Genomic DNA, 2381 nt, shown 5'->3' with positions numbered 1-2381 from the left:
CACGCTGGTGGGGGGCGGTGGGCCTCTGGTTCGACCGGTCTGAGCGGCGCATTAACGGTGGTCTCAGATTCGCTCGGTACGAAGTCGGCATCAGATGAGCGAGTGACCGGTATGCAGGAGGCTTGTGATGGCAGTCAACGTAGCGCGGCCCGGGGAAGCACGGCGCGGGGATGCGCCGCCGGGGGAAGCGAGGCCGGGTCGGTGGGCTGGTCGGTGGGTGCCGTGGTTGGTGATCGGGTTGTGGTTGGTGTTGGCGGCGGTGATGGTGCCGTTGAGTGGGAAGTTGAGTTCGGTGACCACCGACAAGGCGGTGGACATGTTGCCGGCCAGTGCCGAGTCGACCAGGGTGGCGGCGTTGGAGGACAGTCTTCCTGGTGGGGAGGACAACACGTTCGTCTTCGTGTATCGCCGGGCCGGTGGGGTGAGCGACGCTGACCGTGCCACGGTGCAGCGGCATTACGACGCGTTGGTCAAGCGGTACCCGCCGAAGACGGCAGTGTCCGCCGGTGATGAGGACGATGATGATGGTGGTCCCGCGACGAGGGTGTCCACCGACGGCAAGGCGGTGATGTTCACCCTGGACGTGAGCACGGCCTACGGCGCGGCGGAGACCCTGGTCGGGCCGGTGCGGGACGCCGCGAAGGACCGTCCGGCCGGTCTGGAGCTGAAGGTGACCGGCCCGGCCGCGATCGACGGTGACATGGACGCGGTGTTCGACGGCATCGATCTGCAGGTGTTTCTGACCACCGTGATCGTGGTGACGGTCCTGCTCATCCTGACCTACCGCAGCCCGGTGTTGTGGTTCGTGCCGCTGGTGGTCGTGGGGGTGGCCGCGCTGACCTCGATGGCGACGGTCTACCTGCTGGTCAAGGGCTTCGGGATCGTGGTCAACGATCAGAACTCGGCGTTGCTGACGATCCTGGTGTTCGGCGTCGGCACGGACTACGCGCTGCTGCTCATCGCCCGATATCGAGAAACGCTGCATCACCACGACAACGTGCGGGTCGCGATGATCGCTGCGCTGCGCGGTGCGGCACCGGCCATCATCGCGTCCGCGGCCACCGTGATCGCCGGCCTGCTCTGCCTGCTCGCCGCGGACCTCAACGACATCAGCGGGCTGGGCCCGATCGGCGCGGCCGGTATCCTGTGCGCGCTGCTCGCCATGCTGACACTGTTCCCGGCGGTCCTGGTGGTCCTCGGCCGGCGGATCTTCTGGCCGGCCATTCCCCGGTTCAACACCGCCCCGCAGGACAAGCCGGGACTGTGGGCACGCCTCGGCACCGCCATCAACCGCCGCCGGTGGATCGCCACCCTCAGCTCCCTGGGCGTCCTAGGTGTGCTCTGCCTCGGGCTGACCGGCAACACCGGCCCCCTGCGCGAGCAGGACCAGTTCCTGTCCCCACCGGAATCGATCACCGGCTTCACCGTCCTGCGCCAGCACTTCCCGGAACTCGGCGGCCAGCCGATGACCATCTACACCCGCCCGACGCACCAGCAACAGGTCATCGACGTCGCCAAGCGCACTCCCGGCGTGGCCCAGGTCGTCGCGGGCGAAACCGTCGCAGGCTGGGCCGACATCTCGGTGTTCCCGACCGACGCGCCGGACACCCCCGCCGAGTACGACACCATCAAACGGATCCGCACCGCCGTGCACGCGGTCAACGGCGCGCAGGCCATCGTCGGCGGACCCAGCGCGGAACACCTCGACACCGAGATCACCACCAGCCGCGACGAGAAAGTCGTCATCCCGCTGGTCCTCGCCGTCGTCCTGATCGTCCTCGGGCTCCTGCTCCGAGCGATCGTGGCCCCCCTGATCCTGATGGCCACCGTCGTCGTCTCATTCGCCGCGGCCTTCGGCGGCAGCGTGTTCGTCTTCGACACCATCCTCGGCTTCCAAGGCATCGACTACTCCGCACCACTGCTGGCATTCCTGTTCCTGGTCGCCCTCGGCGTCGACTACAACATCTTCCTGACCAGCCGCGCCCGGGAAGAAACCGTGGGTCTCGGCACCACCGCCGGCATGCTCAAAGCCCTCAACGCCACCGGCGGCGTCATCACCTCCGCCGGCCTGGTCCTGGCCGCCACCTTCGCCGTCCTCGTCTCCCTCCCCCTGGTCATGCTGGTCGAAGTCGGATTCCTGGTCGCCTTCGGCGTCCTCCTCGACGCCCTACTCGTGCGATCAGTACTCGTACCCGCCCTCACCCTGCTCATCGGCCGACGCATCTGGTGGCCCAGCCACCTGTCCCGCCCCACCACCCAACCACCCAAACACCAACACACCGCCGACGAGGAACTCGCCCTACAACACTGACCACCCAACGACACGAACAACATCCGGGACGGGCCCCACGCCCGTCCCGGACCTCTTCATACCCCCCACC

1 protein-coding gene is annotated in these 2381 nt (G+C 67.7%); it reads left to right on the top strand.

Annotated features, from left to right (window positions below):
- The first annotated feature begins 292 nt into the window (after positions 1-292).
- Positions 293-2311, top strand: coding sequence for an MMPL family transporter (locus tag LDL48_RS43135; protein WP_225260997.1), 2019 nt, complete (start codon positions 293-295; stop codon positions 2309-2311).
- Positions 2312-2381 lie beyond the last annotated feature (70 nt).

Source organism: Jidongwangia harbinensis, assembly GCF_020216025.1.
In the GTDB taxonomy this organism is placed as follows: Bacteria; Actinomycetota; Actinomycetes; order Mycobacteriales; family Micromonosporaceae; genus Actinoplanes; species Actinoplanes harbinensis.
Note: the sequence above shows the minus strand (reverse complement) of the source record. Positions and strands in the feature narration are given on the sequence as shown.